The sequence below is a fragment of the Mycobacterium sp. NGS49 genome (assembly GCF_059812565.1).
The window spans coordinates 1-25986 of record NZ_JCALCX010000053.1 but is presented as its reverse complement, the minus strand read 5'-3'; the positions used below and the strand labels follow the sequence as shown (position 1 = coordinate 25986).

Sequence of the window (25986 nt, the reverse complement as noted above, 5' to 3'; positions counted from 1 at the left end):
CCTCGATCCATCGACGGACCTGATGCAATTCGGGTGTCGGATTGAGGAAAGTGGCCAACGTCCAGATTCTTTTGACGGCTCGTCCTGGCATCCTGACCACGACCTGTACCGAAGAATGGGTCTGCTGCACGATCAGGTGACAGTTTCGGTCACGCGGCCTGACTGGCCGGTGTGGTCATAATTGCCTCGAATTCGACAGGGGTCAACCGGCCCAGGCCGACCTGCCGGCGTCGACGGTGGTAGGTCCGTTCGATCCAGGTGACGATGGCGATGCGCAACTGCTCACGGGTATCCCAGCGGCGACGGTCCAGGACGTTCTTTTGGAGCAGGCTGAAGAAGCTCTCCATGGCCGCATTGTCACCGGCAGCCCCGACACGGCCCATAGACCCGACCATGTCGTAGCGGCCCAGGGCGTGGACGAATCTCCGACTTCGAAATTGGCTGCCGCGGTCGCTGTGAAGCACGCATCCGGCGACCTCGCCTCGGCGTGCTACCGCAGAATTGAGCGCCTGGGTGGCCAGCTGGGATTTCATCCGGGAGTCGATGCTGTAGCCGACGATCCGGTTGGAGAACACGTCCTTGATCGCACAGAGGTAGAGCTTGCCTTCACCGGTGCGGTGCTCAGTAATATCGCTCAGCCACAACTGATTTGGCGCATCGGCAGTGAAATCGCGGCCGACCAGATCGTCATGGACCGGTGGGCCGACCTTGCCGTTCTTACCTCGCTTGGGCTTGCCGAAAACTCCACCAGCCGTTGTGCGAGCAGATCCGCCACGCGGTCCGCTCTGCCATCAACTGCCCGGCATCCCCTGCCTCGGCGACCAGGAACCTGTAGCCGAACTCCGGATCATCGCGAGGGGCGTCGAACAGGGCGTCGGCACGGTAGGCCTCGGCCAGTTCGGCGTCCGTCACAGGGTTGGCCAGCCAGCGGTAGTAGGGCTGGCGGGCGAGCTTGAGGACCCGGCACGTCACCGCGACGGGGATGCCGTCGGCGGCGAGCTCTTTCACGAGCGGGTAAAGCCCTTTCCCGGCAGATTCGACTGCGACAAATAGGCCGCAGCGCGGCGCAGAACCTCATTCTCCTGCTCCAACAACCGATTCCGGCGACGCAGCTCGCGTAGCTCCGCGGAATCGCTGGTGCTCTTGCCGGGCTTGGTGCCCTCATCGATGTCGGCTTGACGCAGCCACTTGGTTAGCGTCATCGGGTGCACACCAAAGTCGGTGGCGATCTGTTCGATTGTCACGCCGTCGTCGCGGTTGCGAGCGACCCGCACGACATCGTCACGGAACTCGCGGGGATAAGGCCTGGGCACACTGACATCCTTCCAGCCCACCCGTCACGGGCAAGCCAACTCAGATGTCACCAATTCGTGCAGCAGACCCGTTGAATAAGCCCTTGGCCAAGGCGCTCGCCGCTGCCGTTTCACTCCCGGCAACAAACTGGGGCAAGCTCAAAGAGGCAGGCGTGCGTGCGTTCAAACAAGACAAGACCGCCGCGACAGAACTCTTGAACGCCTTAGACGGTATGGGCATTGTCTCGGTCCAGGTCGGCGAGCTGGAAAACTTCATCACAACCATCAACCCGCCACCATCTTGGCGGCACCGCTGGATTGGGTGCCCAGGAAGAACGGTTCGTAGTTATCGTGCGGTTGCAGATCCCCGGTGCACCGGTTGGCCTCGAGGAGGAAGAACTTGATCTCGTACTCCTGCGCAAGTCGTTTCGTCAGATAGTCGAGAAGCGTCTGGGGCCAGGGTTGATGCGGCGAAGTCTTGTTTAGTGCCCACCCAGGGCGAGGGGTCCCGAGTTACTCCCCGCCGCATTAGCTGCGGGAGCGCACCAGACAGCTGAGGCGCAAGCACACGCCAACCGGCTGTTGGCTGCAGTCGAACTTTGAGTGCCCGGAGGCCGCTTTGGAGGTGCGCGACAACAACACCTGTTGCATGCGACACGGAACACGTCTGGCGGACCATGCCCGAAAACGGGTGCGGTCCGTTTTTCGTGGGCGGTGCGCACGATGGCAGCAGGTGGCGACACCAGCCCAAGGCGTAGGCGCATCCGCCGGGCCGAACCGATATTGGACGTTGAAAAAGTTGCCGCTTCACTTGCTGCGGAAAGTGCATAAGTTGCGTATCCTGCGTAGAGGAGGTGGTAGTAATGGCGGAGATTTTCGTCCTGGAGCCGGCGACGGCCGACGAGTCGGTGAACCGCATCCCTGAAGGCCTCCCCGTTGGAAGCCCCGAACGCCGCACTCTGGAGCGCGCCCTTCAGCGAGCCGGATTGGCCATCGTTCCTGTGGACGCCGTCATTAATCCGGCGGACGTGGGCACTACGGCATCGAATCGGCGCCGGTTGCGTGCCTCTGTCGCCGCTGTCGTGGACGCGGCGACAGAGGCAGAGCTGGCCCGTCTGGAGTCCGCGGTGGTATCCGATTCCGGCGACGACCTCGACGAGAGCTTCTGGGGTCCCGCACCCGACTCGGTCACTGCGTCGAAGGCGGTCTTCGACGATCTGACTGACCAGTTCGCGCAGCGGCGCCGACTCGCCGCCGACAGCATCAGTCGCGACGAAGCAGCCGAGCTACTCGATGTGGCAGCACAGAGCGTTACCGCCAAACTCGCCACCCGAAAGCTCGTTGGGATGAAAATCGGCAGGGAATGGCGTTTGCCCGTGTGGCAGTTCGAGCCTGAGGCGCCCTCCGGAGTCTTGCCGGACCTCGACCAGCTGCAGGCCGCCTTCCCCGGCGGCCTTATCAGCCTGTCGAGGTGGATGCTTTCTGGGCACGCAGAGTTCGACGGACGCACACCCCGCGACGAAATGCTTCTGCACGGCAGTGCTCCGGTGATCGCCGTGGCCCGCGCCCTAACCGCCGCCGGATGGTAAGGCCGCTCGACCCTCCAGGGCGGCCACTGCCGCGATCCCGCGGTCGGTGGACATGGACACCACGACCTGGCGCACCGCGCTGGCGATGGTGCCGCGTCTACCATCGCAGCGCGCACGCCCCGGACGGCATCGCGTTCCGTCCGTTCGGCCCGCTCTATCGGCTGGATCATCACCACGAGTCCATTCCGCCGCGGATCGATGCGACCGGCCGGCGCATCCTCTATGTCGGAGTGGACCTGGCAACCTCCGCCAGCGAGGTCTTCGGCGAAGCCGGTGTCGCTGCGGTCTGCCCCAATTACCGAGTGTCGATCGTCATGCCGACCGTTCCGCTGCCCCTGTTCGACCTCGCCAGCGCAGGTGCCGCAATGGCCATCGGGGCACTCCCTTCGCTAGCTGACGGAAATGAATCGCGCCCACTTACCCAGCAGTGGGCACGGGCAATCTACGAGGACAAGCCTGCTGGACCCGATGTTTGCGGCGTGCGCTACCGGAGCGCGTACAACTACGGGTACTCGGTGGCTCTGTGGGACTGCGACGAGCGCGTGGAGATCGTGCGCGACGGCACCGGCCGGCTCCAGGATCTCCCCCTCGACGATCCTCGTGTCCTGGGGCGGCTGCAAGTCGAGATGCGCAAGCGCCGGATCAATGTCACAACCGTTTTGGAGAGCGAGTGCCCGACGTGCCGGCTGGCCTGACGAGTAGACCAACGGTCCGCCTTTCACTGCCAAATCAGAGGGGCAGGCGGCGACCGACGACAGCGATGCAGAGCTGCTCTCTACGCAGCGTCGACGGCCCTCGCCGCCCGGAAGTGACGATCGAGGTTCATCGGCTCACGGTGCCCGGCTGCGATGACTGACTTCTCAACCGAATTCCCCAAGCGACGCGAGCACGTGGACGCACTACCAGGCAAGTCCTACTACGAAATGTGCGAGGCTCTGAACCGGGCCGCTGAGCTGTTCAACACCAACCAGGTGGAACTCGCCAATCATTTGGAGAGCTTCCTTGGCAGACCGGTATTCGTCATGGAGTTGCCGGACAGGTTTGCGGTGGAGGCCTCCCGATTGCTGTTCAATTACCTAGCCTCGCTCGCGGGATTGCGCGACGCGCAACGCGTCGCGCATCGCACGCTATGGCCTGTTGGTGATGCCGAGGAACTCCGCTGTGATGTGTGCGGGCGACGGGATCCGAAACGAAGTACCTGGGAGGTCGAGGTCTGGGACCCGAAGCGCAAGGAGCTACTAGGCGACCCGCGGATCGTGTTCCTCACCAAGCTGCGCGACTACTCAATGCACTACGCCATCCCGATCACCAACACGGTCACGCAGTGGCAGAACATGGCCGGCTCGGGCGGACAATCAGCCATGACGAACAAGGTCGGCCTCAGCCGTAGCCGACTGCTGAAGTGGGATGCCTGGAGTGCGCCAGCTCGACAATTCATCACCACCAAGCACAACGACGACTTCATCGAATTGCCGCCCCTGGTGGACTTTTTCTCGGGGAGGGTCCGGGAATTCATCCAGTGGTTTTTCCAGGAGATTGACAAGAAGGTCGGCCCGGAAATCCGCGAGTACGCGGACAAACACAACGATCTCACGTTCTGGTACAGGGTCCACGAGGCGTCGGGGCAGTATAAGGCGATCCGCAACTTGGAGCACCTCAAGCGGCGAGTGCAAGCACGGCTCCAACGAGCCGGATACCACCCGAGTGTGTGGCGCACCATCACGTGCGACCGGAACGGTGTGTGCGTGGTGGGTGACTCGGACTGGCCGCCCCTGCCCGCAGACCCACGCTTCTGAGTTCCTCCACCGTCGCGCCCGGGCACCGACCAGCGGTTCAGAGCGTCGTTGTACCGCGACGTCATCCAGGAGCGTCAGGTCGACGCGCGAGAATTCGGAAGCATCGGTGCCGTTGCAAACCCGTACCGCGAATCGCTGACACGGCCGGATAATGGATAACCGCTATTATGCATGAATTATGCCACCCGCTGGGCCGCCTTCCGTTGGAGCCACCGCCGCGTGAGGCCGTGGCCGACCCTGGCCGCGACGGATACGCTGGGGCGCCGACACATTGCGCGGCGAACGTGCTTTCACCGATCTGAACTCTCCCCGCACTGTCTGGCCCACAGCGACGCAGCGCAACAACAATCCGGCCCAGGGCAGCAGGTCGCCGTGCGTTAAGGACCGCCGCCGTTGACGCCTTACACCTCTTGATTCATAATGAATCAAGAGGTGTAAGGATGTCGATTGAATCCGTCAGCCAGACCATGGCGCATCAGGCCGAGCAGCGCTTGGCCGCGATCGCGGCCCGTCGGCGGGTCGCTGAGCGCGAACTTGAGCGCGAAATCTATGAAGCAGCGACCGTCCAGGGCCTCAGTCAACGCCAGATCAGTGACGTGGTCGGTAATCAGTCCCAGGCCACGATCCAGCGGATCCTGCGGCGCGTCAATGACGACCCTAGCCAGCTGAAACCCAAGCCCTCCGAGATCATCGACCAGCGCACCGCCGGAATGATCACCACCGAGCAGATGATGGACACGCTGATGAACTGGCGGTACACCGTCGGGGATGTGGTCCGCATCGGTGGTGTCGCCACGGATGCGTACATGACCGGCGACTGGGACGCCATCGAGATGGCCTTCTACCGCGGCCAACTCAGCGACGACGAATTCCAACAGTTGGCCGACCGCCAACGCGATGCACCCCTCCCGTGATCTGCGTGCGCAGGTCGCCGCCCAACTCAACCGCACTGTCGGCTCCCGGAGCGCCTCTGCATCGTGACTCCGCCCAAAACACCGCACGCCTGTACCCGCGCGGCGACCTCGGCCGGGCCCGGTTCCAGAAAGACACCATTGACTGGTATCTGAGCCAGGCCAATCCCCGTCTCGGGGGGCGCACCGCCATCGTCACCGCGGGGCCCCCCGGTGCCGGCAAGACTGCACTATTGCGGGCCCGGATCGCCGACCTCGATGAGTACCGCATCATCGATGCCGACATCATTAAGGACCACATCATCAGGCAGGCCATGGCTGATGGCATCTACGACCACCTGCTGACCATGGCGCCATTGACAGACGGGCGTGGGCTCGCGCCCCGCGAATTGTCCGCACTCGTGCATGTGGAGTCGGTGCGCCTCGCTGAAGCCATCCGCGAGATGTGCACCAGCCTCAAGGAGAATGTGGTCATCGAGGGCACCCTCACCTGGCATCTGCAGGGCCCCAGGATCTTTCGCGAGCTCGCTGACAACGACTATTTCGACGTCGAGGTGTACGGCGTCGATGTCGAACAAGAGGAGGCCCACGAAAGCGCCCTCGACCGTTGGTGGAAACTCCGTGTCGAATGGGCCAAAGGTCAAGATCGGCTCGGTGGCCGGTTCACCCCGGCCGATGCAATCGACGTGTGCTACCCGGCCCCCGGCGTCGAATCTGTCTGCACCACTAACGCCAAAAGCTTCATCGATACGGCGATCCAGACCGGGGAAATCCCGCGCGTGCACGTGACGATCCTGCGCCGAACCACAACGGGCCCAATGGAAGTCATCTACGAAAGGTCCTATCTCCAGTGATGGTCCCGTGGTCCGAGCTCGAACCCGACCAAGCTGAAACGCTTCTGGCGGTCCTGCTCTACCGCAAACCGTCGGCACATACGATGAAGGCCTGTGATTACTACGCACCAACTCTCATACGGTGGACCTATGACCGGCGTACAGACCTCTTGGACCACTACGACGGGCTAACTCAACTTGATGAAGCGCCAATCCGCATCAATCAGCTTAACCGGCCGTGGTTGGGTACCCGCATCCCTTGGCGAAACGAAACACGATCGGCCCTGAACCGGTGAGCAGTTACGCATCAAATAGCGTGTGCGCTGGCCAAGTGCCCTAACAGGCCTAGTGCCGGCTAAGGTGAGACGGACGGAAGTCATGCAATGCGGCGTCGAGACTCTGATAAAACGGCAGCTCGGCTCGCGCCCAGACAGCGCCCATGATGCGGGCGACAATTGGCTGATTGCTGACCAGACACAGTGTGATCCCGCGGACGCGGCATCGTGCCGACTGTTCGATCAGTACGCGAAACGCCACTGATGCCATGAAATCCATTCCGCTGGTATCGACAACGAGCAGTCCGGGTGCGGCGGTGGCGCCTGCGACGTCATCGACCAGACGCTTCCACGTATCTTTGTTGGCCGCGTCGATTTCCCCGCCCACGCGAAGCAGCATGACTGTACTGCTACGTTCCACGGTGGCGCGAAGCATAGTGCCCGAATGGTTTATCACCGACGCGAGACATTCGCTCAAACGGGGGCCAGGAATGAATGAGTTCTGGGAACTCATGGGGGGCTCCTAACGTCTTGCTCGCGTCAAGCGCCAAACCGGATGCGCCCTGCGTTCTGAAGACGGCGTGACAATCTACGACTGTACGCCGCGGCGTTTACGATGTAAACACGAACCTGGCCAGTCCGCCTGAATGTCGTTAGGATGGGTAATTATGTTGGACAACCAAACTATCGACTGTGGGCCGGGGCTTGCCGACACCGCCACGAGCTGCGGTGCTACCGGTGAGGGCCCGCCGCGGTTGAGTCGCGAGTTCATCCTCGACACGGCTATCGCGCTTATCGACCGGGATGGTCTGCCGAGTCTGACGATGCGCCGGCTGGGCGCGGCCTGCGGTGTAGAAGCAATGGCGCTATATCGGCACGTTAGCGGCCGTGGCGATCTCCTCAACGGGGTGGTCGAACGCATCATCGATCGGCTTTACGCCGATCAACTCAGCGCTCGCAGGCAAGAAGACTGCTGGCAGGACTACCTGTTACGGCTCGCCCACGGTGTACGAGAAATTGCCCTCGACCACCCGCAAGTGTTTCCCCTCATCGCTACCCAAGCGCCGGAAACACCATGGGTGCGACCACCATTGCGCAGCCTGCGCTGGATGGAAAGCTTTCTGGAGACGTTAATCTCTTACGGGTTCGACGACCCCGCCGCAGTCGCCGCGTATCGCGCCTACACCACCTGCCTGGTGGGTCACCTACTGCTAGAAGTGTCGACCCACGGTGCCCGGGTGCACCCCGATGAAGCCTTGCTTGAAGAAGCGGATGCAGGTCAGTGGAATTCATCCGACTATCCACACCTGTGCCGCCTGCAGGCTATTCTCTCGCAGGATCACAGCGCCACCGAGTTTGACGAGTCGCTGACGGCCCTTTTCGACCGACTCGAGCTATTGGTTCGGCACTGATTGGAAGCGCGTGCACGCGAAACATAATATGCTACAGCATATTTCGTCACAACGACAGATTTTACATCTAGACGACATGATAGGTAGTCGTCATAATCCATGAATCATGCACGCTCTGCGTTTCGCTCGTCCCTCGGCATTATTCATGCTTCGTTGCGCTCCCGCGTGATGTGCGGCGGCACGGCCACTTCACCAGGTACGCGCAGTGGCCATGAACGTGGCGGCGCTGGATCGGATCAGGCCATGGCCCGACACTCCTGAGCGCAGCGGCGACACGACTCTGCGCAGGCGCGGCAATGATCGTTGTCGTGCTTGTCGCACTCGGCCGCGCACGCATCGCAAATCTCTGCGCACAGCTGGCATAACTGGGCCGCCCAACGCGACCCGCGGGAAACCAGCGTCACACACGCCGCGCAGATCGCTGCACAGTCCAGGCATAACCGGACGCAGTCGGCCATCTCCGCCTCGTTGACGCAACAGTTCGCGCACGCCTCACACGCCGCCTGACACTCCGCACACGCATCCAGACAGGCCTGGTTTGCCATTACCGCCATGACAAAATCTCCTTACTTCGTAACCGTAAAACGGTTGTTGTCATTTCTTTACCCCTTCCCAGCGCTGCTAGCTGGGCAGGTTTAGTCTGCCATAGAATACCTAACCGGGGTAGGGGCTAACGGGAGTCGATCAGTGTCCTTGCCGGATGATTGCGTCAGATCATTTGTCTGAGTCGAGGCCTGGCTTGAGCGGTTCGGTGAGCGGCACGGCTTGCAGCTGCAGGGGTGGAGAGATGTTGCGTAAATGCTTGGTCCCCAGCGGCTCTGCGAAAGGCGACAGGCGCCGCCCGGCGCGGCCGGCCATCCGCCGGTTCAGGTTCACCGCGTCGACCGTGTGTGATGAGTCGAGTCATCGGTTACAGATGAGTCGCGTCATGGGTTACAGATTCCCCGGCCATCGGCTGGGGTTTTTCTGTTGGTTGCGCCAATAGTTTTTTTCGGGGTCGATGGTGTGGCTGCTTAGGACGTGGTGGCCGGTTTTGCTGATGAAGATGATGGTGGTGGTGACCAGGATCGGGACGGGAGTGTGGGCGTGAGCGCGGCCGATGCCGAGGTTTTTGTAACCGGTTGCCGCGCAGGGTGAGTTTGCCGAATTGGTCGATGATGTCGTGGCGGATGACGAAATGTTCGGCGGGTTGGCCGGTGGGGCTTGCTTTGGGTCGGGCGAGGCCTGCTCGGGGGTGATTGTGCCGGGGTGGACGCGGTGGCTTCGTTGGGTGTTGTAGATGAGGCGGAAGGTGTCGAGCAAGCTTGCAGGTCGGCGATAGTGGCGGTCGGCGACCGGATGCTGGTCAAACCTGACGAGCGGATCGCCACCGACGGGATCATCGCTGACGGGCGCAGCGCACTGACGTTTCGGCGATCACGGGCGAGTCGGTGCCCATCGAGGCCGGACCTGGCGAAGAGGTGTTTAGCGGATCGATAAACGGTGCTGGAGTGCTGGCAATCGAGGTCACCACCACGCAGGAAAACGCTGGCCCGGATCGTGCGGATCGTGGGGGCCGAGCAAGCCCGCAACGGCGCCTCTCAACGGCTGGCCGACCACATCGCCAAACCCCTGGTGCCCGCCATCATGATCACCGCCGCCTTTGTTGCCATGATAGGCAGCGTGGTGGGTGACCCGGCCACCTGGATCGAGCGGGCCCTGGTCGTACTCGTGGCAGCCTCACCGTGTGCGCTGGCGATCTCGGTGCCGGTGACCGTCGGTTGCCGCGATCGGGGCGGTCAGCAAGCTTGGTGTGCTGGTCAAGGGCGGCGCCGCCCTGGAGTTGCGGCGCAATCCGGACGGTGGCGTTGGACAAGACCGGCACGCTGACCGCGAACCGGCCCACAGACACCCGATTGCGGCGGTATCAAATATGCAGCGTTACCGGGACTGAGTTGGTTGCTGGTGTCCGGTCGCGTCTGCACAGCACTTGCCCGCACTGACGAACAATCACTTTTGTGGCGCGATGGATGTGCCGTCTCGTGGAGCAGCCGGCCAGTTCACGGATGGACGCGGTTGGCCGCACGGCTTGGGTCGACGCCGTGCGATCGTCGTGAAGCGAGCAGCGGCAAAGCGTGGGCAGGCGACGGCTGGGCTGCCGTCTCACGGTGCGACTTTGACAAAGCCCGGCGGCATAGGGGGCGTTGGCGGCTCCACCCGACCCCCACCTCCGTTGCCACCAGTGCCGCCCCCGCGGATGCCGCCACCGCCGTCGCCACCACCGCCGCTGCCATTTCCACCACTGCCACCACTGTCACCACTTCGGGCAGCGCCCCCTGGCTTGGCAGCCTGAGCGGGAGGCTCCGCCTGTTGTGGTGGCGGTGGCTCTTGGGGTGGTGGCGGTGGCTCTTGGGGTGGTGGCGGTGGCTCTTGGGGTGGTGGCGGTGGCTGTGCCGGTGCTGGCGGCAGCGATTGTTGTGGTGTCGGCGGTGTCGCGATCGGCTTGGGTGGTGTCAGGGTGCCAGCCGGCGGCGGCGGTGCCGGAATCTGCGGCGGGTTTGGTAAGTCGGGATCTCCCTCGCGAATCGGTCCGATCCGCAAGGCGAGCACTGTGGGAGTCGCGTCACGGTCTGACTGGTCGCACCCGTGGCGGCCCGCTCCGATAACGTTGCCGCTCATCAAGTGTGGCAGCTGGACCACACCGGTTCTGGTCAGTTCCTGCCGCGCCGCCGGTTTGTTGATCATGTTCAACACGTTGCGCAAGTCGCGTCCTGAGTTAACCGCGTGGTGCGCGTACGCGCCCACCCAGTGCGCCGGACACCACACTCGAAGCGCATCAAGCCGTGAACCTGCACGGCGCAGCCAGCCCAGTACTGTCGCCGCCGGCATCTGCAGGCTGGCGCCGATCCGGCGATGCCCGACGCCGGACGCCCTAGCGCGGGCGGTCACCGCAGCATCCATTCCGGCGCATAAGCTCTCCGGAACAACACCGTCACTGGCAACAACACGTGCGTGGCCGCGCAGGATCGACAACGCCCACGCCGCACCGGAAGTGCCCTTCTAGTACCGGACGATTGTTGTTAGGGAACGCTAAACATCACAGCTCAGAGGGCGCCTTCCTCATATCGGCAGCCGGAACACAGCCAGTTCATCCGTGGATCGAGGAGGCCGAGTCTCACCCGGTCACCGGACGCCGAACCAGCGTTCCCGGCGGCTACGGGCGAATTCGGCCTTTTCCTCGACCAATTCGGCAGACGGCCCGATCAGAGCCCCCGTCGGTTGCGGGCCGCTGAGGAAGTCGACCTGGACCTTGGCGACCTCGCCGCGACCGAACTCGATGTAGCAGTCGCCAGACCCGTCATACGGCGGCGGCGGCGGTGTGCCCTGAATGTTGGCGACGATGTCCTCGGCCACGAACCGCGCAGCACGCTCGGCGAAGATACCCGCTTTGGCCGTGTGGGCGGCCGCCACGTCACCGATCGCGTACACGCCGGGAAACCGGGTAGCCAGGTTGGTCTTATTCACTGGAATCCATCCGTCCGGAGCCAGCCCTGAATCGGCGACGACCGCTGGGACCCGATGCACCGGGATGCCCACGAAAAGGTCGTACGGAACGCCGCTGCCTTCGGCGAACTCGGCGAATTTGCGTTCGGGTGCCAGCCGGTTGACCGTCCGCTTTCCCACAAAGTTAATGCCACGCGCGGTCAGGTGCTGCTGAAGCGGCTCGGACACCTCCTTTGCGACGGGCACCGGGGCCCCCATGTAGCCCGTCACGGTTATCGACGTCTGGTCGCGCAGTCCACGGCCGGTGAAGTAATCCTCAAGCAGCAACGCCGCCTCAAACGGTGCAGGAGGGCACTTGTACGGCTCACCGAGCACGCCGATGACGACGTTGCCGCCCTCGAATGTCGGCAGTGCGTCGCGCAGCCGTTCCGCCCCGGCAAGGGTGTAGTACTCGTAGCCATCCTCGGTGAAACCTGGGGTGGCGTCGAAAGCGTACTCCGCGCCCAGTGCCACGACGAGAACGTCGGCCTCATAGGAACCGGTTTGGGTCCGCACCACCCGGGTTTCTGGGTCGATGGCGGTGATCTGTTCCTGACGGAAATCGACGCCCGGCGTTGTCATCGCCGCGTAGGGCAGCTGCACGTCATCAAGTTTGCTTTTACCAAACAGCACATCGAGCTTAGAGAAGCCAAAAAAGAATGAATCGTTGCCGTCGATCAAGGTCACCCGCACTTGATTGGAAAGTGTCGCTGACAGCCGGGTGGCAAGCTCAAGACCGCCGAACCCGGCGCCCAGAATTAGCACGTGCCGCGTCATCCGCGCCCCCTTTCCGGCCTACGCCCGTAGGCCACGTCGCCCAGTATTGCCGCCAACGCTGCAAGGCAAACCCATCGAATTGGGAGAGGTTGCGCTACGAAAGACCAATCCCGGGTACTCGAGCATGCGCCGGTCGGTCGCCCAGCAGCCGACGACGCCGTCGGCGTTGATGGCGCGATCAACGTCGATCGCGAGTGCTTCGCGGGTGAACAGCCTTAGCACCGCGTGGCGGCTACAGTGACCAGGTCATGTTGGTCGCCGATCTGCATCACTTCCTGGACTGGGTCCCCAGACTCCGGGGCCGGCACGCAAGCTCGCCGAGCACTTGAGCGCTATCGTGGCCGCGGCCAGCGGCGGAGATGCCCACACCCGGTGGGAACCGCTCTGCCGTGCCGCCGCCGCCCGGCCAACCGCATCTGCCTCGGCCGCATCATCGTGTTCTGGACTCAACCAGAGCAGCCCATCGACTGGTGCTGCAGTCGCTGCGGGGATGACGGCACCATCAGCAACTGGACCGAATCGATCTACGACCTGCGTCTCCAGCGGTTGAGCGCCGCCGAGTCAGTGTGCGACATCATCGTCACCGCCGACATCGCAGCGGCCCTGCGCACACTCCCATTCCTCGATAAAGACTGCCGCAGAGCAGTTTTCGCTATCCGCGCCTACAACGACTCGCGTCAGCTCGCGCTGACCAACACCGAATTCGACGAACTGATTAGTGCGCCGGCCGCCGCGAAGCCAACCACGAGCCCAACCGGCGGCGCCAACGACTACTCGACACCGCCTATGACTACCTCACCGCCGCCACCAGCCAATCCCACTGGTTACCACGATGGCACTGCCTGGATTTGATATCGCATGCGTCAACGTTGGTGCGCCGCAAGAGTTCCGAAGAAGCCCGCCACCAAGTACGCGTTGAATGTGACATTGCCGCCAGGCACCTGACCAACACCTAGCACCGCCCGCCCTTGCGTGAAGATGCCACCAAAAACCTGGACCCTCTACCGGCGTGACCCCCACCAGCGATTCCACCGCTGCGACCTACTAGTCCCCTCGGCCCACATCCACGACCTGCTAACAGAGTTAGACAAAGACCCCACCGGCATCTTCTCGGCCTGACACCCACCGTCGCACATTCCGAACCCACCACCTGAGGCCAAATCCGATCGCGCGGATTCCAGACAGCGTCGCAACACCGATGCATTTGGAGGTTGACATTGCCAAACAGACTCGTCGACATCCTCCGTGGCTGTCTACGCCCTTTACGACGAACACACAGCCTGGGCACCCGCACCCAGTACCCGCTGCTCGACAACTTACGCACCTGGATGTCTGACCGGGACCATTGCAGCAGCCGCGATAGACTAAGCCCGAGCGGCTAATCGCTCAGAATGTGTACACGGCAGTGCCGACCGGCGGTGTGCCCCCCAGGCGAGAGGGAAAAATGTCTTGCTGACGCAAACCACCACGACGGTCGAACTTTCCGACCGAGTCATCAAAACACGTATCCTCGGTCAGGGGCCTACGGTGGTCCTTGAAGCTGGCGGGGCAGGTGAAGGAACGGCGGACGCTTTTGGCGGCTCCGTTGGAACAGTCGGTTGCATCGTTTGCCACCGTCTTAACTTACGACCGCCCTGGTAGTGGTGGCTCGGATGGTCCGCCTCGGCGCAGCATTGCCGAGATGGCTGACGACCTTGATGCCATAATTGATCGATTACTTTGGGCCACGCCGGTGATAATTGTGGGGTGGTCGTCCGGCGGTTTGGTTGCTCAGATGTTCGCTTTACGACATCCACAGAAGGTAGCCGGGTTGGTCCTGCTTGATCCCTCTGCACCGGTCACCGAATCACGCCTTATCGAGTTAATCGGGATGGCCCTGGCCGCCGTAGGGCTTTACATCATTGGGTTTGCCCAGCTGCTGAGGCTTTCCCGCACAAGCATGGGCCGGCGTGTCGTGCGGCATATGGCTCCAAAGGATGTCAAGAAGTCTGCAATGGGCTGGTTTTACCGCTACGTCGATAATCATCCGTGGGCGGGATGGCAGACGGCACGGCTTGTCCCGCGTCACGCTGGCTATTTGCGCGAAATGAAGGCAGCACTCGAGCGCATATCGTTGCCGGATGTGCCGGTGCGGGTAATAGTGCCGCGCTCTCGAATCCGTAGTCGCGCTGCGTATGCGAAGATGGATGCAGCCAATCGTGCTCTGGTCTACCGGTATCCTAGGGGCGAACTTGTATTTGCCGACGGAACGAGCCACTCGTGGCTACCCATCGAACGGCCCGATATAGTTGTTGCGGCGATCCATGACGTACTGAGCGCCAGTGCAAATTGAGGCATACTCTCTGAGGAGCAGCGGATACGGCGACGCTGCCGTTGTTGTGTAGGTTGTTACGCTTGATGGGCGGGTAGTGGGAACCGTCGGCTTGTGGTTCTCTGGATGAGTTCAAGTTCTCCTCGGCAGCAGGGCAGCGCGCTTTTCGCCGACATGACTGTGGCGAGTCCGAGTCCCCTTTGATAAGTCCACCGGATTCGGTGGTCGGGTTTGCTTGAACCGGCATTGAGTTGATCTCGCAGGCCGCCGGAGTGTAGGTGTGCCCTCTCTGTCAAGCTGGGTTGAGGCACTCCCCCTGGCATTAGTGACCCCGAGGGCGGGGATGAAATGGGTCTGCTGCCCGAACGGGGTGACAATCTCACCTGTCGGTGCAGGAGACCCGAACGCATACTGAGGCCCGCACCTCGTGATCGCACGACGACCACGGGGTGGGTCTCCATCTGGCCACCGCTGCCAGTGCCGGACCGCAAGGGGCCGCAGCGGCTAGAAGCGGCTCGGAGCCGACGCCACCCGGTTGGTCGACCTGGCCCGGCGATCCAGAGGCTTGGGGTTGCTAAGTTGCATTAGCTCGCGTGTGGGTCGCGGGGTTTGGTAGCCCAGACGTCGGCCCACTCGCGTTCTTCTTGTTGCTTGAGCTGGTGTAGCTCCTTGGAGGGTCCGACGAGTTCGACCGCTGGGTCGGGCAGCGCGTAGAAGTCGCCGATTCCGCGCGCGGATTCGTGGTCGCCTGTGTCGATGAAGCAGTATCCGTGGCCATTGAAAGCGGTTGTCTCGGATACGATGCCGAGGTACTGCAGTGCGCCGCCTACCGCGGTTTTCGCGTGGCCTTTGGCCATGATCGCCGCCTTCGGCAGGGGCCGGCCGCTCGGGGTGGTGATCCCGGTTATATCGCCGATGGCCCAAACGCCTTCGTGTTCAGTCGCCAGGGTGTGGGCGTCGACGCTGATCCATCCCGGGCCCCCGCCCAACCCTGACGCCGGTTCGTGGGGCGGGACGAACAGGAGCAGGTCAAATGGTGCGGTGATTTCGTCTTGGAACTGAATCAACCGCGTTGCCGCGTCGACGGCTTGGCATTGCATGTTTGGGTGGAAGCCGATGTGAGCGTCTTCGAGCAGGGTCATCAGCTTTCGGCCTGGGCCGGTGCCCGCTGAGGGCATCGGCTGAGGCTCCACCGTGAAGATGTCGATCTGCGCGTGAGTTCGCCGTCCGTGCTCGCTGAGGTAGTCATGGATGAGCAGCGCGCCCTCGTAGGGTGCGACCGGGCAACGATATGGTAGCGACGGAATGAGCACAGCGACGTTCCCGCGGGCAAAATCCTTTAGCGCGTGGTGCGCGTGATCCGCATCGACGATGCTGTAGAAGTGGTGGGCGACTCCGGCAGCGGCCGCTTCGGCGAGCCCGGGAACTTTGCCCGGATTGTTTCTGGCGCCGAGCGCCACGATGAGCGCGTCATAATCCGTGGCGAAGTGCTCACCTAGCACCTTTTTGCGCTGGGTATCAATGGTGGTGACGGTGCCGGTGATGGTGCGGACGCCGTCGAGCGCCTTAGCACTGGGTGTAAGTGTCACTTGTTCGGCGGTCCTCCAGCCACGCATGATCCAGGGCAAGGTGAAGCCTTGAAAATGGGTGAACTCCTGGTCGATCAGGGTGACCTCAAGATCGATGTTGCGAAGCATCTTTCGTTGCCTCAACTCGCCGATGGCGGCGAGTCCTCCGGTGCCCGCGCCGAGTATCACGAGTTTCTTCGTCATGGTTGCTGCGCCTTTCTGAGTTCTATTGGTTAGCTAGTTCGATTTGCCCTCGCCGAGACGAACCTGCGGTTTGCGATTAAGGTTGCGTCTCTGGCCGTGTTGGCCAGCGTGAGCTGGTCGGTTCGCGCGTCAACAGTTTTCGCATCGGTGCTTGGCAACAACGTTGCACAGCACTGCAGGTTGATCTGCTAATTGACGTCCCTCAGCGCAATGCGCGCAGCAGCGCAGCGCAGGCGACGGGTCAGGTAGTCTGCGTTCTGCTGGGGCCACTGGCATTGCTCATCGGGCCTGATTTGTCCCGCTGATTCACCGACCGCCGTCGCGACGGCCACGACACCTGAAGCCAGGGCGTAGGTTTTCCAACTCGGCCTCGATTATGTGGTGCGGCGCCGCCGGGGGAACCGGCATGCAGGATGCAACACCCTGACCCGGCGCGCTCAAGGGCGCGGATATCGTGGCCAGCTGGGTCGCGACGTTCGTGCACTGGCGGCCCAAATGATGGCGATCAGGCCGGGCGCGTGGACCGTGTGCCGGTCGCTGCGGCGGCTGCAGCGCTGGGATGGGGTCCTCGTCGTCCATCATTAGCTCCTTCCCTCGTCCTCGCTGTATTTTCATATTACCCCTGGGGGTATACGAGAGATTACCCCGTGCTTTCGAGTGGTAAACCATCAGGCGAGCGACTGGCGATCCCGTCGAGCCCGCGACGGCGAGGCGATCGTGTATGGCCGATGACTGCAGCCTGACTTGGATATGGTCGAATGGCGCGCGACGCGGTCAACCTCGTCGCACTTGTTGCTCACTTCGACCCTAGATCAGGCGCGGTCCGCGAGAACCGAGCTCGTGATTCTTGCTGCGTAGAAGCTCATGAAGCCGCTTGGCCCCAAGAGCGGATACACCCTGGGAGATCGCATAACTGGCAGCCTGGCACGGATCCAACGTTCCAGCGCGCAAATGAGGAATAAGGCTCCTTTGCGCGCAACGCTTTTCGTCGGTTCCTGTCCATTCGTTGTTCCCACCGTACGATATGACCGCATCGAGATCTCGGCGCACCCGATTGGGAATACTGTGTGAAGAAGCGCTTTTGGTCGGCAGGCTCATCGCGTCGGCGCCGGCCGCCCACCCGCACAGCGGGAATACCGTGCCTTCCACCGCCACCAACGAGTATCTCCGAGCAAGATCCATGGCGAAACGTAACGATCGTGCGTGCGGAAGGTATGCCAACACCGGCGCATTTTTGAACCGGCATTCGGTTTGAGGTGTGGCATGGCCACCGGCGCGGACGATCTCGTCGAGCACTCCCATCCCCCATCCACCTCGCTCAGTATTCGTCACAAGAATTGGCGCCACCCCTTCGGCCGCGGAACGGCTCCAAATCCATTCGGCTGCGAGTTGCGCCGCGTCTTCCCAGGGGCGAAAGGGCTCATCGTCTGGCACCCATGCTGCCGAACGAAGGTGTGTCTGCGGGTGCAGGTCCATAGCACATACCCCGATTCAAACCATACGCGTTACGTCGCAACCTCCACTGTCGTTGCCGGCCAATGCTGGGGATAGAGACGTTCTGCCCCGCGTTAACGTGGCTTAGGTCCCTACCCCCGCTGGGTACGGCCACCGGTCAGTACATCCGAACGTTCCCTGCGTGTAGCCGTATTGAAAACGATTGTCAAACTCAGTAAGGTTTGAAGTCGGCGTTAAGGGTGAGGAGTGTTCATATGGCCACGGTGTGGATGGCGTCGCCGCCGGAAGCGCACGCGATGCTGCTCAGCAGCGGCCCGGGACCCGGGTCGTTGTTGTCGGTCGCTTCGGCGTGGTCGTCTCTGAGCGCCGAGTACACCGCGGTGGCCGACGAGCTCATGGCTTTGCTGGGCGCGGTACGGGGAGGCGTCTGGGGAGGGCCGAGCGCCGAGCAGTATGTGGCCGCGCACATGCCGTACCTGGCGTGGCTGACCCAGGCCAGCACAACCAGTGCGCGCACAGCTGCACAGCACGAGATCGCAGCCGCCGCATACACTACAGCGCTGGCAGCGATGCCAACGCTGCCCGAGCTAGCTACCAACCACGTCATCCACGGGACGTTGGTGGCGACGAACTTCTTCGGGATCAATACCATCCCGATCGCGCTCAACGAGGCCGACTATGTCCGGATGTGGATCCAGGCGGCCACCGCCATGGCGACCTATGAAGCAGTGTCCGACGCGGCGCGGGCGTCGACACCGCAGACCGATCCCGCACCGGAGATCGTGCAAGAGAACCAAGAGGGCGACCAGGCGGATGAGGTCGCGCACGGAGGTGCGCCCACCCCTATCGACTACGTCGTTGCGGAATTCTTGCGCATCGTCTCCGGTGGCCGGGTGAATTGGGATATCACCGAAGGCACCCTGAACGGGATCCCTTTCGAAGACTATACGAATGCCGCCGACCCGTACTGGTGGGTTGCTCGCGCTATCGAATTCCCGAAAGATTTTGAGACGTTTGTTCAGGAACTCGTTACGAATCCGGAAGAGGCTTTGCAGTCATATTTCGATCTTCTATTTTTCGACTACCCGGAGCACATACCGCAACTTCTCCAAGCGTTGAACCAGTCTCCGCAATTGCTGGCGGTCGCACTTGGCACCGCCGTCTCCAATTTGGGCACGGTGACCGGTTTGACGGGGCTTTCCGGCCTGGCTGCTATCCAGCCTGCGGCCATCCCCGCCGTCGTGGCGCCGCCTATCGCCTCTGCAGGGCCAATGTTGCCCGTCGCTGGGATGGCCCCGGGGGTCGTCACGGTCGCGCCCGGTCCGTCGGCTCCCGCGCCCGCGCCCGCGACGAGCACGGTGGCCAGCGCTGGGCCGGCACCGCCGCCCCCGGCGCCGGCCGCCGCAGGCTTCGGCTACCCGTTCCTGGTGGGCGGCGGCCCCGGCCTAGGCTTCGGGTCCGGGATGAGCAGTAGTGCCAGTGCCAGTGCCCGTGCCAGGAAGAAGGCGCCGGAGGCCTATTCTGCCGCGGTGTCGGCCGGCGCGGCCGCGCGTGCGCGGGCACGTCGACGGCGACGCACGGCGCTACACGACCACGGCGATGAGTTCATGGAGATGAATGTCGATGTCGACCCCGACTGGGGCCTACCGCCGGGTGGGGATCCGACGGCCGTTTCCTCGGTTCGAGGCGCGGGAAATCTGGGGTTCGCTGGCACCGTGAGTACGGAAACGGGCGCTGTGGCGGGGGGGATGACCACGCTGGCCGAGGATGAGTTCGGCAGCGGACCAAGACTGCCGATGGTTCCGGGCACTTGGGACCCGGACCAAGCCGGCGCTCCCTGAATCCGGGCGTAGTGGCGGTGGAGGTGTGGCCGTATGAAACGCTGGCGGAATTGCGCGCTACTGACCAGCTATGCCAGGGCGTATGTAGCTCTCTCACCCCTGCTGCAGTTGTATCGAAGTGCCCGCCCCTGAATCGCCATGCTTCACGCGCCATTGATTGAGGCTTAGATGGCGTTGGCCGGCGGGAAGATTCGGCAAACCCTCTAAGCCAGCCGCAACATGGGAGTCCTTGCGCATCGGAATCGACGCAAGCGCGACACTACATTGGTGCACGGTGACTTCGAGCTGGTGCGCCGCCCGATCTTCACTGCCATGCCGGCTTTCTCCGTTGGCATGTGACCCGATCCTCGCTTTGGCCGCGTGCTGCTGGTCAGCTCGAGCTCCAAGTCCGCGTCGTCGGAGAGCGCTATCTTACCCAGACCCACGGCCAAGCCTTGCCGCATTACCGTCGTGCCGGCCGACTCTTTCCCGGCATCGGATCCGACGCTTGCGGTCATGCAACACGTTGGCGACCGCGAGAGCTACGCACGCGACGGCCGCCGGGATCAGCGCGTGGTCGCCGATGCGGCCGCCAAGTATCACGCCAGCGGCTGCACCGCCGATGAACAGCATTACAGTCGCAATCAAGACCGCAGCTTTCCAGTTGTCCATTCCGTGACGGTGGCTACGCGCCACAAGCAGGCCGAGGTCGGTAATGGTGCCAGTGAAGTGCGTGGTGCGGATTGGCATCCCCGGAAAACTGGAAGTCATCCCGTTTTGCAGTCCGCACGCCGCAGCGGCCAGCGGCGCCCTGATCAAGGGGTGTTCGATACCGGCGGCGGCCAGCAGCAGCGCCGCTTCGCCGAGCAGGACCGCGGCGTGGCGCGGGCCAGCACGGTTCGGTGTGGCAGCCAGCACCGCGCCGGCCCCCAGGACGCCGGCCAGAAACCCGGCCACGATCGCCGCGATCATGCCACCCGGATGCAGTAACGGATTGGTAGTGTGCTGGCCAATCTTTGTGGTCAAAGCCGTGAGGTTGCCGACCGGATACACCCAGACCAGCAACGCTACCGAGTTGATCCAACCGGCGACTGCGGCCAGTACTCCGCTGTAGGCGAGCACCAGCGCTCGCGGATCCCGAATTCTTACGTTTGCAATCCGAGGCATAACTCTTCCCGTCCGATGATCGTTGCGGTCGCAGTCCAAGACCGCCGGTCGAAGGCAAATCGTTGGATATCCTGATCGGGCCCACCAGTTTGTGTAGTGACAATGTGTTGGGATGTTACCCTTACCCGGCATGGGTTCCTGGGATGGAGCCTGGTGATGACCGACGTCGCGGTTGGGCCCGGACGACGGATGGCACTTGCGGCGGTGCAGGCGCTCGAAAATCGTGATCTACAAACCTGTGTTTGCGGTCAGACGCGATGCGCCGGCGATGCGCGTTGAGTGCTTCCCAGTACCGCAGCAGTGCGCATATAACTACATGCCGCGCAACAGGAATTGGTGACCGTCTGTAGCGCAACCGAAATGATACTCGAATGCAAGATCGATGCTGCCCCGAGTCGCAGCATTCCGCCGTTCCTTACGAGTTCGGACAACAATGGAAGGCAACAGGGCCCGGCACGGCCAGTTGCGGCGCAATGCCCATGGATCGCGGGTCTTTCGATTCCCGCTGCAGCCGGTCCTATTTCACGATGCATGCGCGCGTTTTGCGACTGGGCCACCAGACGTTCGGACTCGTTGATGTGGAAGCGCTGATCGTGCTCCTGGCCTTCATCTGCGCAACTGACGTCACAGCTAACCGGCTGTACCCTACCCTCCTAGGGCAATGGATGCCGGCAAATCCGCCACCTATCATGTTGGTAGGGAGACGGTGGGGGTTGCCTCGGCCGACCGTCCGGTCGGAAGTTGTTGCGGCCAGGTACCCACTTCGATAGCGCGGAGACGATGAATGATGACCGACGCTCGTCGGCAATTGTGTTGGGTCGTTGTGCGATTGGCCCTAGTGATGGCTGTGATCGACTTGGCCGTGTCGGGCGCCATTTGGCCTGCGCAGCTGCGCCCGGTCGCCGTAGGGCCCCACGGTGCTGCGCCGGCACGGACGGGGCCACCGCAGCTGGGTCCCGCGGCGCTGACTGTCAACCCCGCGCCTGGTTCCCACGATGTCGACCCGCTGGCCCCGATCGTTGTCACCGCCACGACGGGCATGTTGGCTGCGGTGCAAATGGTCAATGAGACCGGCAGAGTGATCGACGGTGTCGTAACACCCGACAACACCGTGTGGAGGCCCACCGGCCCGCTGGGATACGGTCGCACCTATACGTTGTCAGCCAGCGCACGCGGCAGCGATAACACCACCACCTCCCTGACTTCCAGCTTCTCGACCCTTGCGCCCAGCAATCAGACCGCGGTACGGCTTACCACCACCGCCAACACCCCCCTCAGCGATGACGGCACCTACGGCATCGGCACCGTGGTCGTAGCCCGCTTCGACGAACCCATTGCCGACCGTGCCGCCGCCGAGCAGTCGCTAGACGTCACTACCAGCCCGCCCCTGAAAGGGGCCTGGAATTGGGTCGATGACCAGACCGCGCACTGGCGACCGCAGCGCTACTACCCTCCGGGAACCACGGTCACCGTAGCCGCCCGCCTTTATGGTCTCGCCCTCGGCGACGGGCTCTATGGGCAGGATGACGCCAGGGTCAGCTTCCGCATCGGCGACGCCCATATCGCGATCGCCGACGATGTCACCAAGCAGATCACTGTCTACGACAACGGGAATCTCGTGCGCACGATGCCGACCTCCATGGGCATGGGTGGCACCCAAACCATCGGCGGTCGCGCTTTCAGCTTTTGGACCCAACCCGGCACCTACACAGTGATGGATAAGGCCAACCCCGTCGTCATGGACTCGTCGACCTATGGTCTGCCGATCAACTCCCGGCTCGGCTACCGCCAGAGCATCAAGTACGCCACCCGCATCAGCAGCGACGGGATCTACCTACACCAACTCGACGACACCATATGGGCGCAGGGCAATACCAACGTGTCTCATGGCTGCTTGAACCTCAACGCCGACAACGCCCGCTGGTTCTACCAGTTTTCCCAGCCCGGCGACGTCGTCGAAGTGCACAACACCGGAGGAGCGCCACTGGCCGTGTGGCAAAACGGCGACTGGAGCGTGCCATGGGACCAATGGCTTGCCGGCAGCGCCCTGCGTTGACCGACGGCGCGCAAGGATCCGTATCACAAATTGCGCCAAGCCCTGCTGACACAAGTGGCCGCCATGATCATTGGCGGGCACCGTGGCCGGCTATTGCGGCTCAAGCAATCGTTAAGGCGGACGACACGATGACCCACTCACCTTCGAAAAGATCAGCGTGTCGAGAGTCGACTCACCTCGGGGCCGCCTCATGATCTGGCGGGGCGCGTATGTGCTGACCGTGTCCCCACCGCTGCGCCTCGAAATTTTCGCGGCGGGAACACTTCAGCGTCAGACCCGGTTACGGCCGGTGTGTCGGTGACACCGGCGGACGTGAAAGGCTGAAACCACCGCATGCAGCAGCCCGGGGCGTGCTTGGGGGGCGGCGCGCACACACTGCGCTCGGCGTCGCGTTGACGGTCCCTTGATTTGTCTCCCACAACCGATCTGCTTGCAATTCTATGACTGGGCGGGGCTGCCCCACCGTGCCCACTTACGCAGTGCTCTAGACCGTGACGTCACGACGTAATCGCTTTGCCCGGTCATCCGTCGAATTCTGCAGAGTGAGTAGACAACTCAGAGCCAGCCGGTTGATCAGCGCCGTGTCTTGGGTCCCGGCCGGTAGCACGCGATTGCATTCTTGTTGCGGCATCGCGACGGGCTGATCATTGCAGGCGCACGCTGCGCTGCGCGGCGGACGGGGCGATGCCGAACATTTCGTGAAACGCTCGGTTGGCGTGTGAGCTGTCGCTGAATCCGGCGGCGTGGGCTGCGTCGGTCAGGGTGCCCCCGCCGCGGGCCACCTCCATCGTCCGGATGAGCCGCGCCCACCGGACATAAGCGGGAAATGACAGGCCGACGTCGCGGGCGAACAGGCGGCCAAGCCGGTCAGCCGATATGTGCACCGCACGCGCAACGTCGGTGAGTTTCACCGGGCCGCACAGCAACGCAGGCAGCAGATCGATCGCCTCCCGCACACTTGAGTGCGGTGCGCCGGGATGCGACGATGCTGAACCGGTACCGCACAGTTGCTCCAGTACCGCGCTGGCCGCTAGGGAAAGCTGTTGTTGCTGAGTCGGTTTGGGAACGCGATTCGCTGCGGCCAACCATGCTCGCGCATCCTGCCGGGTACTGGGAGTGAACAATGCGGCCAGTCGGCGACCGGCTGCGCTGGTGGGCTCGAGATAGATCATCAGCCCGGTTGCGGTGCCGGCATGGAGCGCGTGGGCAGCACCGGCCGGAATGACTCCGGCGACACCCCGCAGCCGTCGCCCTTCGGCGTCGATGAACTCGACGGCACCCGATGTGGTCGCGGCGATCTGAACGGCGGCGTGGGCGTGCATGTGCGCCACGCCGATTTGCCCGCTATAGATGAGGCGGCCCGGTTCGATGACCGCCGCGCCAGACCATGTCACACCGTCGAGTATCCCCCGGCGCCAAGGCGTGCAGGTCGACGGATCTGTACATGCGTCAACCGTGGGAGGCCATCAAGACTCAGATCCATGGTCAGATCATTTCTTCGGTACGGGTACGTGCCGCTGATGCTCGTCGGAATCAACGGTGTTGCGGTCGCGCTGGCCCGCTCGCCCTGGGCCGAGTTGTGGATGATCGTGCTGATCATCGCGGCGATCGGATTGTCGTTCGCGGTCGAGCGGGTCCTGCCCTACGCCCAGGAGTGGAACGACTCACTCGGTGATGCGCGTCGCGACGTCGCGCACGCGTTCATCAACGAGACCGCGTTCCTGGTGGCCGTACTCGGCGTACCGGCGACGGTACCGTTGAGCCCGTTTGATCACCAATGGCCAATATCGACGCCATTCGCGCTGCAGGTGCTGCTAGCGGTGCTGGTGGCCGATCTTGGCATCACGCTGATGCATATGCTCAGTCACAGGGTGGGTTGGCTCTGGCGGTTGCATGCCGTACACCACAGCGTGGAACGCTTCTACGGCTTCAATGGGCTGATGAAGCATCCACTGCACGGAGCGCTTGAATTAGCTTCGGGTACAGCGCCTTTACTCATCATGGGGATGCCGAAGTCGGTAGCAGAGGCACTGGCGGTGTGCATCGCTGTGCAATTGCTGCTCCAACACTCCAACGCCGACTACCGCGTCGGGCCGCTGCGTTCAGTTCTGGCGCTCAACGAAGGGCACCGATTTCACCACCTGAAATGGGCCGGTGTGGGCGACGTCAACTTCGGGTTATTCACACTCACCTGGGATCACGCGTTGCGCACCTTCTCATTCGACCCCACCCGCCGATTTCGTGGCGAAGACCTCGGTATGGCGGCGAAGCCCAACTACCCGGTGCCATATCTGGCTCAGCTGATCGAGCCGTTCCGCGATAGTGGCGCATGTCATTTCGACGATGTTGCGGACAGCGATGCGGTGCAGCCCGTGGCGATCCGCGGAGAAGATCACCACACACGCTAACTGTGTGATCGTCTGGACACCGGTCGCTCATAGCGCGAAGGGTCTTTAGATACCCAGTGCGGATGCCCGCGATCGTGACGGTGTATGACTAGAGTTCGGCTGGCGCCGATGAAAATCATGCTGGCGGGTTCGCAACTTTACCGACGGCGCCAGCGTCAGCAGCTGAAATGGAGATGCCGTCCGGTGCGCGACGCCAACGCATCTCAGCTACGGCGCAGTTCGGCAGGGCCACTGGATCGGCTCGACCGGCTTATAACTTGCTACGGACAAGGGCGGCGCTTTCGCAGGTGCGCCCACGATGGGGCTGGCGTCAGCGCTCACCGGCCGTCGGGTATCTCGTCACCCTGTTGCGGGATGACCGCGGTGACCTTGCGACTGCGCTGAAATACATAAGCCAGCATGCGGCGGCGCCACCCTGGCCCATCGTCGCAGAGCGGCGAACTTACCGCTCTGCGCAGGACCGCCGAGTGACACACATATTCCGCTATACCATAGCCCTGTACGGTATAGCAGACAACAAACTGGTGCCCGGGCGATGCTGCGTGGTCGATGGTTACGCCACGGAACTTTCATGCTCAGTCGGCAGTGCA

21 protein-coding genes and 2 pseudogenes are annotated in these 25986 nt (G+C 62.8%); 13 read left to right on the top strand and 10 right to left on the bottom strand.

Going from position 1 to position 25986, the window contains the following annotated elements; all coding sequences use genetic code 11:
- Positions 1–149: 149 nt before the first annotated feature.
- Positions 150–1313: pseudogene (locus tag AC5Y7D_RS29165) on the bottom strand (IS3 family transposase).
- An 842-nt stretch (positions 1314–2155) separates the two neighbouring features.
- Here AC5Y7D_RS29165 and AC5Y7D_RS29160 point away from each other — a divergent pair.
- From AC5Y7D_RS29160 to AC5Y7D_RS29140, 5 genes are all read left to right on the top strand, one after another.
- Positions 2156–2881, top strand: coding sequence for a helix-turn-helix domain-containing protein (locus AC5Y7D_RS29160; protein WP_499929516.1), 726 nt, complete (start codon positions 2156–2158; stop codon positions 2879–2881).
- Positions 2882–3009: 128 nt separating this feature from the next.
- A complete protein-coding gene (locus AC5Y7D_RS29155; protein WP_499929519.1) occupies positions 3010–3576 on the top strand; it encodes an RES family NAD+ phosphorylase in 567 nt (188 codons plus the stop codon).
- 195 nt (positions 3577–3771) lie between these two features.
- The gene (locus AC5Y7D_RS29150; protein WP_499929515.1) at positions 3772–4677 is read left to right on the top strand and encodes a hypothetical protein; all 906 of its coding nucleotides are present in this window, start codon (positions 3772–3774) and stop codon (positions 4675–4677) included.
- Between the two features lie 440 nt (positions 4678–5117).
- A complete protein-coding gene (locus AC5Y7D_RS29145) occupies positions 5118–5591 on the top strand; it encodes a winged helix-turn-helix domain-containing protein (RefSeq protein ID WP_499929514.1) in 474 nt (157 codons plus the stop codon).
- A 5-nt stretch (positions 5592–5596) separates the two neighbouring features.
- Positions 5597–6442, top strand: a complete 846-nt coding sequence (locus AC5Y7D_RS29140) for a zeta toxin family protein (RefSeq protein WP_499929513.1) — start codon at positions 5597–5599, stop codon at positions 6440–6442.
- Between the two features lie 324 nt (positions 6443–6766).
- Here the strand turns inward: AC5Y7D_RS29140 and AC5Y7D_RS29135 are convergent, their stop codons facing one another.
- Positions 6767–7210, bottom strand: a complete 444-nt coding sequence (locus AC5Y7D_RS29135) for an anti-sigma factor antagonist (protein ID WP_499929512.1) — start codon at positions 7208–7210, stop codon at positions 6767–6769.
- Positions 7211–7364: 154 nt separating this feature from the next.
- Between AC5Y7D_RS29135 and AC5Y7D_RS29130 the strand changes: the two genes are divergently transcribed.
- A complete protein-coding gene (locus AC5Y7D_RS29130) occupies positions 7365–8108 on the top strand; it encodes a TetR/AcrR family transcriptional regulator (protein ID WP_499929511.1) in 744 nt (247 codons plus the stop codon).
- A 236-nt stretch (positions 8109–8344) separates the two neighbouring features.
- Here the strand turns inward: AC5Y7D_RS29130 and AC5Y7D_RS29125 are convergent, their stop codons facing one another.
- Positions 8345–8653: a four-helix bundle copper-binding protein gene (locus AC5Y7D_RS29125; RefSeq protein WP_499929518.1), complete on the bottom strand. Its 309-nt coding sequence runs from the start codon at positions 8651–8653 to the stop codon at positions 8345–8347.
- 388 nt (positions 8654–9041) lie between these two features.
- Positions 9042–9410, bottom strand: a complete 369-nt coding sequence (locus AC5Y7D_RS29120) for a hypothetical protein (protein WP_499929510.1) — start codon at positions 9408–9410, stop codon at positions 9042–9044.
- A gap of 21 nt (positions 9411–9431) precedes the next feature.
- Between AC5Y7D_RS29120 and AC5Y7D_RS29115 the strand changes: the two are divergent.
- Positions 9432–9992 (top strand): annotated as a pseudogene (locus AC5Y7D_RS29115) (HAD-IC family P-type ATPase); the annotation flags it as partial.
- Between the two features lie 258 nt (positions 9993–10250).
- Here AC5Y7D_RS29115 and AC5Y7D_RS29110 read toward each other — a convergent pair.
- Together AC5Y7D_RS29110 and AC5Y7D_RS29105 are read right to left on the bottom strand one after the other, a co-directional pair.
- Complete coding sequence (locus tag AC5Y7D_RS29110; protein ID WP_499929509.1) at positions 10251–11036, bottom strand: hypothetical protein; 786 nt, start codon at positions 11034–11036, stop codon at positions 10251–10253.
- A 234-nt stretch (positions 11037–11270) separates the two neighbouring features.
- Positions 11271–12407 (bottom strand): NAD(P)/FAD-dependent oxidoreductase, encoded by a 1137-nt coding sequence (locus tag AC5Y7D_RS29105; protein ID WP_499929508.1) that lies wholly within the window; start codon positions 12405–12407, stop codon positions 11271–11273.
- Between the two features lie 372 nt (positions 12408–12779).
- Between AC5Y7D_RS29105 and AC5Y7D_RS29100 the strand changes: the two genes are divergently transcribed.
- From AC5Y7D_RS29100 to AC5Y7D_RS29090, 3 genes are all read left to right on the top strand, one after another.
- Positions 12780–13259, top strand: a complete 480-nt coding sequence (locus AC5Y7D_RS29100; RefSeq protein ID WP_499929507.1) for a hypothetical protein — start codon at positions 12780–12782, stop codon at positions 13257–13259.
- A gap of 126 nt (positions 13260–13385) precedes the next feature.
- Positions 13386–13526: a DUF3024 domain-containing protein gene (locus tag AC5Y7D_RS29095; RefSeq protein WP_499929506.1), complete on the top strand. Its 141-nt coding sequence runs from the start codon at positions 13386–13388 to the stop codon at positions 13524–13526.
- A gap of 433 nt (positions 13527–13959) precedes the next feature.
- Positions 13960–14739: an alpha/beta fold hydrolase gene (locus AC5Y7D_RS29090; protein ID WP_499929517.1), complete on the top strand. Its 780-nt coding sequence runs from the start codon at positions 13960–13962 to the stop codon at positions 14737–14739.
- Between the two features lie 563 nt (positions 14740–15302).
- Here the strand turns inward: AC5Y7D_RS29090 and AC5Y7D_RS29085 are convergent.
- Together AC5Y7D_RS29085 and AC5Y7D_RS29080 are read right to left on the bottom strand one after the other, a co-directional pair.
- Positions 15303–16490 carry an NAD(P)/FAD-dependent oxidoreductase gene (locus AC5Y7D_RS29085; protein ID WP_499929505.1) on the bottom strand — a complete coding sequence of 396 codons (1188 nt, stop codon included), beginning with the start codon at positions 16488–16490 and terminating at the stop codon, positions 15303–15305.
- A gap of 807 nt (positions 16491–17297) precedes the next feature.
- Complete coding sequence (locus tag AC5Y7D_RS29080) at positions 17298–17792, bottom strand: hypothetical protein (RefSeq protein ID WP_499929504.1); 495 nt, start codon at positions 17790–17792, stop codon at positions 17298–17300.
- Positions 17793–18199: 407 nt separating this feature from the next.
- On the opposite strand from AC5Y7D_RS29080, the gene AC5Y7D_RS29075 reads away from it, so the two are divergent.
- Positions 18200–19786: a PPE family protein gene (locus tag AC5Y7D_RS29075; RefSeq protein ID WP_499929503.1), complete on the top strand. Its 1587-nt coding sequence runs from the start codon at positions 18200–18202 to the stop codon at positions 19784–19786.
- Positions 19787–20197: 411 nt separating this feature from the next.
- On the opposite strand, the gene AC5Y7D_RS29070 is transcribed toward AC5Y7D_RS29075, so the two are convergent.
- Positions 20198–20932 (bottom strand): YoaK family protein, encoded by a 735-nt coding sequence (locus AC5Y7D_RS29070; protein ID WP_499929502.1) that lies wholly within the window; start codon positions 20930–20932, stop codon positions 20198–20200.
- A 784-nt stretch (positions 20933–21716) separates the two neighbouring features.
- Here AC5Y7D_RS29070 and AC5Y7D_RS29065 point away from each other — a divergent pair.
- Positions 21717–22988 (top strand): L,D-transpeptidase, encoded by a 1272-nt coding sequence (locus AC5Y7D_RS29065; RefSeq protein ID WP_499929501.1) that lies wholly within the window; start codon positions 21717–21719, stop codon positions 22986–22988.
- Between the two features lie 644 nt (positions 22989–23632).
- On the opposite strand, the gene AC5Y7D_RS29060 is transcribed toward AC5Y7D_RS29065, so the two are convergent.
- Positions 23633–24382, bottom strand: coding sequence for a helix-turn-helix transcriptional regulator (locus AC5Y7D_RS29060; RefSeq protein ID WP_499929500.1), 750 nt, complete (start codon positions 24380–24382; stop codon positions 23633–23635).
- 87 nt (positions 24383–24469) lie between these two features.
- Between AC5Y7D_RS29060 and AC5Y7D_RS29055 the strand changes: the two genes are divergently transcribed.
- On the top strand, positions 24470–25396 hold the full coding sequence (locus tag AC5Y7D_RS29055; RefSeq protein WP_499929499.1) for a sterol desaturase family protein: 927 nt from the start codon (positions 24470–24472) through the stop codon (positions 25394–25396).
- The last annotated feature ends 590 nt before the right edge of the window (positions 25397–25986 follow it).